The sequence below is a fragment of the Micromonospora acroterricola genome, assembly GCF_003172955.1.
In the GTDB taxonomy this organism is placed as follows: Bacteria; Actinomycetota; Actinomycetes; order Mycobacteriales; family Micromonosporaceae; genus Micromonospora; species Micromonospora acroterricola.
In genome coordinates this window covers 1-8,078 of sequence record NZ_QGKR01000227.1, presented here as the reverse complement: position 1 = coordinate 8,078, position 8,078 = coordinate 1, and the positions used below count along the sequence as shown (strand labels likewise).

The window sequence follows — 8,078 nt, the reverse complement described above, 5'->3', positions numbered from 1 at the left end:
CCCCCACCCCCGACGGCGGCCGGTGCACCGTGCGCCTGCCCGCCGTGTCCTGGAGCGTGCTGCGCTTCGGCCCGGCAAACGCTTGAGGTCGCACCGAGTTTGACCAGGCACAATTCATCCCGTCCCCCCTTCAAGGAGATACCAGCATGATCCAGAACGACATGAGCCGGCGCCGCCTGCTCGGCCTCGGTCTCGGACTCGGTGCCGCGGCCTCGCTGACCCTCGCCGGCTGCGGCGGCGATGACAGCAGCTCCGGCCCGGCCGCCGGCAACGGCGGCAAGGAGTACACCGGCCCCAAGGTCGACCTGAAGCTGTGGAACGGCTTCACCGGCGGCGACGGCGACATCTTCAAGACGCTGGTGAACCAGTTCAACACCGAGCACAAGAACATCGCCGTCTCGGTCGCCACGTACCAGTGGGAGGACTACTACAACAAGCTCCCCGGCGCGGCCTCCAGCGGCAACGGCCCGGACATCGCGGTCATGCACATGGACCAGCTCGCCACCTTCGCCGCCCGCGGCGTGATCACCGAGCTGGACGACGTGGCCAAGAACCTGGAACTCGCCGAGGGCGACTTCGCCCCCACGGTGTGGAAGGGCGGGCTCTACAACAACAAGCGGTACGGCATCCCCCTGGACATGCACCCGCTGGGCTTCTACTACAACAAGGCCGTCATGCAGAAGGCCGGCCTGGACCCGAACAAGCCGCCGACGACCAAGGACGAGTACGTCGCGGCGCTGGCCGAGCTCAAGAAGGCCGGCGTGCAGGGCTTCTGGGTCAGCCCGTTCCAGTTCACCGGCGGCATGACCTTCTACTCCCTGCTCAACCAGTGGGGCGGCACGCTCTTCGACGCCGACGTGGCCAAGGCCACCTTCAACTCCGACCCGGCCGTCGAGGCGTGCACCTGGCTGGTCGACATGATCAAGCAGGGCTACTCGCCGGCGAACGTCGGCCAGGACGCCGACTACCTGGCGTTCAAGAGCGGCAAGAACGCCTTCACCTGGAACGGCATCTGGCAGATCAACGATCTGAAGAAGAGCCCGGAGGTGCAGTGGGGCGTCGCGCCGCTGCCCCAGATCGGCAGCAAGCCGGCGGCGTGGGCCAACTCGCACAACTTCACCATCGTGAAGCAGCGGGCCAACGACGCCAACAAGGTCTCCGGCGCGAAGGTCTTCATCAACTGGCTCAGCGAGCACTCGCTGGACTGGGCGAAGGGCGGCCAGGTGCCGGCCCGTAAGGCCGTCCGTGAGGGCGCCGAGTTCAAGGCTCTGCCGGAGATCTCGTCGCTCGCCCCCGAGCTGGAGTACGCCGCCTTCCCGCCGGCGGCCCCGGGTCTGGGCGAGGTCATGACGACCTTCTACAACTCCTTCAACGAGGCCGCGCTGGGCAAGAAGTCGCCCAAGCAGGCGCTCGACGACGGCGTGGCCAAGGCCAACAAGCAGCTCGAGGACAACCGCAAGAAGTACGGGAGCTGATAACCCGTGGCGGACGTGATCGAGGTCGGGGCGGCGCGCGGTGACGCGCCGCCCCCGGCGGCCAAGGCTGCCCGCCGGGGCGCCTCGGCGGGCCGGACCGGACGGGCGACGCCGTATCTGTTCCTCGCCCCCTACCTGGTCCTGTTCGGGGTGTTCGGCCTGCTGCCGATCATCCTGGGCCTCTGGCTCAGCGTGCACCAGTGGGACTTCCAGCTGCCCAACCGGCCGTTCGTCGGGTTGGACAACTACAAGGAGCTGTTCTCCAGCGACTCCGCCGTCTACGGCGACTGGTGGGAGAGCGTCCGGGCGACCGCGATCTTCACGGTGCTGTCGGTGCCGCTGCTGGTGGTCGTCCCGCTCGGGCTGGCGCTGCTGCTGAACCGCTCCTTCCCGGGCCGGACCTTCTTCCGGGCGATCTACTTCGCGCCGTACGTGCTGGGCGTCGCGGTGATCGGCCTGCTCTGGCGGTTCCTGCTCGACGCCAACCTGGGCCTGGTCAACCGGATCGCCGGGGCCGTCGGGCTGCCGTCGGACACCCCGTGGGTCACCAACATGCCGTGGGCGTGGATCTCGCTGGTCGGCGTGACCGTCTGGTGGACCTCCGGCTTCAACGCGGTGATCTACCTGGCCGGCCTTCAGGACATCTCGCCGGAGCTGTACGAGGCGGCCCGGATGGACGGCGCCAACGCCTGGCAGCGGTTCCGCAACGTCACCCTGCCCGGGCTGCGCCCGGTGCTGCTCTTCGTGATCACCACGACCGTGCTCGCCTCGGCGAACATGTTCGGCCAGTCGTTCCTGATCACCCAGGGAGCGCCCGGCACGGAGACGCGCACGGTGGTCTGGTTCATCGTCGAGACGGGGCTGCGTAACAACAACGCCGGCAAGGCCGCCGCGATGAGCATCATGTTCGCCCTGATGCTGGCGGTCGTGAGCCTCGCCAACTTCCGCCTCTTCCGCTACAAGGAAGACTGAGGGGACCGCCATGACGACGCCCACGCCGACCACCGGCGGTTCGGCCACCGCGCTGCGCCGGGTCGTGCTCTACGCCACGCTGGTGGCGCTGGCCCTGATCTTCCTGATGCCACTGGTGTGGATGGTCATCACCTCGCTGAAGACCTACACCGCCGCCCAGCAGATCCCGCCGAGCTGGCTGCCCAACCCGATCGCGGGCTACGGCTACGAGCAGATCCTCAACAACTCGGCGAACCCGGTGCTGCGCTGGTTCCTCAACAGCATGCTGGCCGCCACGCTGCACTCGCTGCTGGTCCTGGTGACCGCCTCGATGGCCGCGTACGCGCTGGCCCGGCTGAAGTTCCGCGGGCGCGGGGTGAGCTTCGCGCTGATCGTCGGGACGCTGTTCATCCCGCCGACCTCGCTGATCATCCCGAACTTCCTGATCGTCGACCAGCTCAACTGGATCGACACCCTCACCGTGGTGATCGTGCCGGGCGCGGCCAGCGCGTTCGGGGTGTTCTTCCTTCGGCAGTTCTTCCTCTCGCTCCCCAACGAGCTGGAGGAGGCCGCCACGCTGGACGGCGCCAACCAGTGGCAGATCTTCTTCCGGGTGGTGCTGCCGCTGTCCAAGCCGGCGCTGGCCACCCTGGCCGTGCTGTCGTTCCTCACCAACTGGAACGACTTCCTCTGGCCGATCTTCGTGCTGTTCAGCCCGGAGCAGCTCACCCTGCCGCCGGGCCTGGGCCTGCTCCAGGGTTCGTACGTCACCGACTATCCGGTGATCATGGCGGGCGCCGTGCTGGCCAGCCTGCCGGTGCTGATCCTCTTCGTGCTGGCCCAGCGGCACATCATCCAGGGCGTCTCCCGCAGCGGTCTCAAGGGATGACCCGCACAACCACCCGGCGACGCGGCGCGGCGGCGATCATCATCGCCGCCGCGTTGCTCGTCGCGGGCTGCTCCGACAGCAGCGAACCCACCCCCACGAGCAGCGGGAGCGACCCGAGCATGTTCACCAACCCGGTCGTACGCACCGACGCCCCCGATCCGCAGGCGATCCAGGTGGGCGACACCTGGTACCTGTTCCACACCAACGCCGGGGGCCGCAACGTCCCGGTGCTCACCTCCACGGACCTGGTCGACTGGACCGAGGCCGGGGACGCCCTGCCGACGCTGCCCGACTGGGCGGACGCCGGCAAGACCTGGGCGCCGGAGGCGATCCAGCTGGCTGCGGACCGGTTCCTGCTCTACTACACGGTCGCCGGGCGGGAGTCCGGGCGGCAGTGTGTCGGGCGTGCGGTGGCCAGCGCGCCGCAGGGGCCGTACCGGGACGACTCGGCCGGGCCGCTGATCTGTCAGGCGGAGCTGGGCGGGGCGATCGACGCCAGCCCCTTCCGGGACACCGACGGCAGCCTCTGGCTGTTGTGGAAGAACGACGGCAACGCGATCGGGGTGGACACCTGGCTCTGGTCGCAGCGCCTCGCCGACGACGGCCTGACCCTGGTCGGCGAGCCGACGAAGCTGCTCAAGCAGACCGAGCCGTGGGAGGGCACCCTGATCGAGGGGCCGTTCTTCCACCGGCAGGACGGCCGGCTGCACCTCTTCTTCGCCGCGAACGCCTACGACCGGGCCGAGTACGCCGAGGGCTACGCGATCTGCGAGAGCCCGACCGGTCCGTGCGTGAAGGCCGCCGAGAACCCGATCCTGAAGACCAACGAGGCCGCGTCCGGCCCCGGCCACGCCTCGATGGTCGTGAAGGACGGCCGGACCTGGCTGCTGTACCACGCCTGGCCGCCCGGCCAGGAGGGCAGCACCGACCCCGGCCGCCAGCTCTGGCTGGACGAGGTGACCTGGGTCGACGGCAAGCCGGTCGTCAAGGGGCCCACGGACGGACCCCAGCCCCGTCCCTGACACGTACGCAAGAAGGGGCCCCTCGCGATCGCGAGGGGCCCCTCCGCACGTTCTGGCTCAGCTGTCGGCGGCCGGCTCGCGGGGGGCCGGGGCGACGGCGGGCTCGTGGCGAGCGAGCCGGTTGCGTCGGTGGCCGTAGCCGAAGTAGATGAGCGCGCCGAGCAGCATCCAGACCAGGAACCGCAGCCAGGTCTCCACGGACAGGTTGAGCATCAGGTAGAAGCAGGCCAGCGCGGAGACGATCGGCAGCACCGGCGAGAACGGCACCCGGAACGGCCGCTCCAGATCCGGGCGCTTGCGGCGCAGGATCGGCACCGCGATCGAGACCAGCACGAACGCGCACAGCGCGCCGATGCTGACCAGGTCGGCCAGGGCGGAGAGCGGCAGGAAGCCGGCCAGCAGCGCGACCGCCACCGTCATGATCGCCGAGATCCGGTACGGGGTCCCCCAGCGCGGGTGGACGGCCGCGATGGAGGGCGGGATCAGCCCGTCCCGGGCGATGGCGAAGCCGATCCGGCCCATCGCCACCAGGTCGACCAGGATGACGCTGGTCAGGCCAGCGACCGCGGCGATGGAAACCAGCACCGCTGCCCAGCCGGCGCCGACCGACTCGAAGGCCGACGCGATGGGGGCACCCCGGTCGATCTCGGTGTAGGGCACCATGCCGACGACCACCAGCGAGACGCCGATGTAGAGCACGGTGGAGATCAGCAGCGTGCCGAGCAGGCCCAGGGTGAGGTCCCGCTTGGGCTTCCTGGTCTCCTCACCGAGGTTGGCCACCGCCTCGAAGCCGGTGTACGCGAAGAAGACCACCGCGGCGGCGCTGAGCACCCCGACGAAGCCGAAGACCGACGGCTCCAGCCCGAAGAGGGCCTGGGTGACCGGCTGCTTGATCCCGTCGTCGCCGCTGCCCGCGGGCTCGGCCGGCGGGATGAACGGGCTGAGGTTGGCGGCCCTGACGAAGAACAGCCCGGCGACCACCACGAAGACGCAGATGGCCACCTTGACCAGCACCAGCAGGTTGGTGATCCGGGCGGACTCCCGGATGCCGACGATCGCCACGACGCCGAGGATCAGCACGATCGCGATCGCGCCGATGTTGACCGTGCTGCCCTCCTCACCGAACCACCTCGTCGGCAGGTCGAGCAGCTCGGCCAGGTAGCCCGACCAGCCACGGGCCACCACGGCGGCGCCTAGCGCGAACTCCAGCAGCAGGTCCCAGCCGATGATCCAGGCGACGATCTCGCCCATCGTGGCGTACGCGTAGGTGTAGGCGCTGCCGGCGGTCGGCACGCTGGAGGCCAGCTCGGCGTAGCAGAGCGCGGCGAGCAGGGCGACCACGCCGGCGATGGCGAAGGAGATCACCACACCCGGACCGGCGCTGTCCCGGGCCTCGATCCCGGTGAGCGTGAAGATGCCGGTGCCGATCACGATGCCGATGCCGAAGCCGGTGAGGTCGACCGCGCCGAGCCGCCTCTTCAGCCCCTGGCGGCCGTCGGTGCCGTCGGCCTCGCTCTGGGCCACCACGTCCTGGATCGGTTTGGTCCGCAGCACGGACACGCGCTCACCCCTCCCACCGTACGACCACCACCGTGGCGGCCGGTGACCGCCGTTGCTACCCAGCGGCGGGAACCGTCAACCACGCCGAGGCTCCCTGACGGTCGGTGCGACCACGGTCACAGCCCGCAACTCGACGATCGACGCGGAACGACCCGATATCCGGCCGCCGAATCGAGCGGGCGCGAACCCTTGCGGTAACGACCCGAGTGTGAAAATTTCCTTCCAGCGGCAGATAGCCTGCGGCGAATCTTGCCGGCGTGCCGCGCCGAACACCCGGGAGCCCCAACGAAGGGACACACCGCATGAAGGCAACTCGGCTCGGAGCCGCCGGGCTGGTCGCAGCCCTGCTCGGCACGCTCGTCGCCGCCACCCCCGCCAGCGCCGCACCAGGCGCGGCCGACACCGCCACCACCGCCACCTGCACCACCGACCCGGCCACCCCGAAGCGACAGTTCCGGGCGATGTGGATCTCGTCGGTGGTCAACATCGACTGGCCCACCAAGGCGTCCCAGACCAGCCCGGACCGGATCGCCGCCCAGCAGGCCGAGTACCGGGGCCTGCTCGACCTCGCCGAGCGGCTGAACCACAACGCGGTCGTGGTGCAGGTCCGGCCGACCGCCGACGCCCTCTGGCCGTCGCCGTACGAGCCCTGGTCCGAATACCTGACCGGCGTCCGCGGCCAGGACCCGGGCTGGGACCCGCTGGCCTTCCTCGTCGAGGAGTCGCACAAGCGCAACCTGGAGTTCCACGCCTGGTTCAACCCGTACCGGGTCTCCATGCCGGCCCCCGGCGGCGCGGGCACGGACCTCAGCCAGCTCGCCCCCGGCCACCCGGCCCGCGAGCACCCGGACTGGACCTTCGCCTACCCGCCGGCCGGCGTGGCGGGCAGCCGGCTCTACTACAACCCCGGCATCCCCGAGGTCCGTGAGTTCGTGCAGACCGCGATGATGGACGCGGTCAAGCGGTACGACATCGACGGCGTGCACTTCGACGACTACTTCTACCCGTACCCGAGCGGGACGCACCAGGTGCCCGACGACGCCACGTTCGCGGCGTACAACCGGGGCTTCACCGACCGGGCGGACTGGCGGCGGGACAACATCAACCTGCTGATCCAGGAGATGAACGGCAAGATCAAGGCAGCGAAGCCGTGGGTGAAGTTCGGGGTCAGCCCGTTCGGCATCTGGCGCAACAAGGCCGCCGACCCGCTCGGCTCGGACACCACCGGCAGTCAGTCGTACGACATCATCTCCGCCGACACCCGCAAGTGGGTCAAGCAGGAGTGGATCGACTACGTGGTGCCGCAGCTCTACTGGTACATCGGGCAGTACCCGGCCGCCGACTACGCCCGGCTGGTGCCGTGGTGGGCCGAGACGGTGCGCGGCACCCGCGTCCAGCTCTACATCGGCCAGGCCGACTACAAGAGCGGCGACCCCGCGTACGGGTCGTTCTGGATGAACCCGCGCGAGCTGTCGGACCACCTGACCCTCAACCGGTCGTACCCGGAGGTGCAGGGCAACGTGCACTTCTCCGCCGTCCAGGTGCGGGCCAACCGGCTCGGCGCCACCGACATCTACGCCGCCGAGCACTACTCCCGCCCGGCGCTGGTGCCGGCCATGCCGCACCTGCCGGCAAAGCCGCTCCTCTTCCCGGTGGTCACCAGGGCCGTCCGGGACGCGGACGGGGTACGGCTGACCTGGCGTCAGCCGGCCGACGGCGTCGGACCGCTCGGCAAAGCCACCTCGTACGCGATCTACCGGTTCGACGGCACCACGCTGCCCGGTCGTTGCGGCACCGCGGACGCCGCGCACCTGGTCGACACCGTCCGGGCCACGCCCGGTGGAACGCAGTCCTGGGTGGACACGTCGGCCGAGCCCGGCCGGCGGTACACCTACCAGGTGACGGCGCTGGACCGGACGGCCAACGAGAGCCCGGTTAGCCCGCCGGCCTTCGTCCTGCGCTGACCGTACGACCCTCGCCGGATGCCCCGGGTGCCACGTGCACCCGGGGCATTCGTCTGTTTCAACACATGTCACCAATAGTTGGCGAGGCACATATCAACCTGTTGATCAGTTCATCGACACTGATCGACATCCCGGTGACCCGCCGGTAACTTACCGCCCCACCCGCTCACCCCCGCGGAGGTAACCCGTGCCCCGACGGCTCGCCACCCTGTTCGCC

At 69.7% G+C, this 8,078-nt stretch carries 6 protein-coding genes; 5 read left to right on the top strand and 1 reads right to left on the bottom strand.

The window, feature by feature from the left end:
- Nucleotides 1-146: 146 nt before the first annotated feature.
- From DKT68_RS20030 to DKT68_RS20015, 4 genes are read left to right on the top strand one after another with little or no spacing between them, the layout of a single operon-like run.
- On the top strand, nucleotides 147-1,475 hold the full coding sequence (locus DKT68_RS20030; RefSeq protein ID WP_109818936.1) for an ABC transporter substrate-binding protein: 1,329 nt from the start codon (nucleotides 147-149) through the stop codon (nucleotides 1,473-1,475).
- A gap of 6 nt (nucleotides 1,476-1,481) precedes the next feature.
- Nucleotides 1,482-2,447, top strand: a complete 966-nt coding sequence (locus tag DKT68_RS20025; protein ID WP_109818935.1) for a carbohydrate ABC transporter permease — start codon at nucleotides 1,482-1,484, stop codon at nucleotides 2,445-2,447.
- A gap of 10 nt (nucleotides 2,448-2,457) precedes the next feature.
- Nucleotides 2,458-3,315: a carbohydrate ABC transporter permease gene (locus DKT68_RS20020; protein WP_201749117.1), complete on the top strand. Its 858-nt coding sequence runs from the start codon at nucleotides 2,458-2,460 to the stop codon at nucleotides 3,313-3,315.
- On the top strand, nucleotides 3,312-4,337 hold the full coding sequence (locus DKT68_RS20015; RefSeq protein ID WP_109818934.1) for a glycoside hydrolase family 43 protein: 1,026 nt from the start codon (nucleotides 3,312-3,314) through the stop codon (nucleotides 4,335-4,337). Before DKT68_RS20020 ends, DKT68_RS20015 begins: the two co-directional genes overlap by 4 nt.
- Before the next feature lie 57 nt (nucleotides 4,338-4,394).
- On the opposite strand, the gene DKT68_RS20010 is transcribed toward DKT68_RS20015, so the two are convergent.
- On the bottom strand, nucleotides 4,395-5,897 hold the full coding sequence (locus DKT68_RS20010) for an amino acid permease (RefSeq protein WP_109818933.1): 1,503 nt from the start codon (nucleotides 5,895-5,897) through the stop codon (nucleotides 4,395-4,397).
- A gap of 302 nt (nucleotides 5,898-6,199) precedes the next feature.
- Between DKT68_RS20010 and DKT68_RS20005 the strand changes: the two genes are divergently transcribed.
- Nucleotides 6,200-7,861 (top strand): glycoside hydrolase family 10 protein, encoded by a 1,662-nt coding sequence (locus DKT68_RS20005; protein WP_109818932.1) that lies wholly within the window; start codon nucleotides 6,200-6,202, stop codon nucleotides 7,859-7,861.
- The last annotated feature ends 217 nt before the right edge of the window (nucleotides 7,862-8,078 follow it).

Bases quoted from the DNA above. Each gene is read 5' to 3' on its own strand.
- DKT68_RS20030 (WP_109818936.1), top strand. From the start codon at position 147: ATGATCCAGAACGACATGAGCCGGCGCCGCCTGCTCGGCCTCGGTCTC.
- DKT68_RS20020 (WP_201749117.1), top strand. From the start codon at position 2,458: ATGACGACGCCCACGCCGACCACCGGCGGTTCGGCCACCGCGCTGCGC.
- DKT68_RS20015 (WP_109818934.1), top strand. From the start codon at position 3,312: ATGACCCGCACAACCACCCGGCGACGCGGCGCGGCGGCGATCATCATC.
- DKT68_RS20005 (WP_109818932.1), top strand. From the start codon at position 6,200: ATGAAGGCAACTCGGCTCGGAGCCGCCGGGCTGGTCGCAGCCCTGCTC.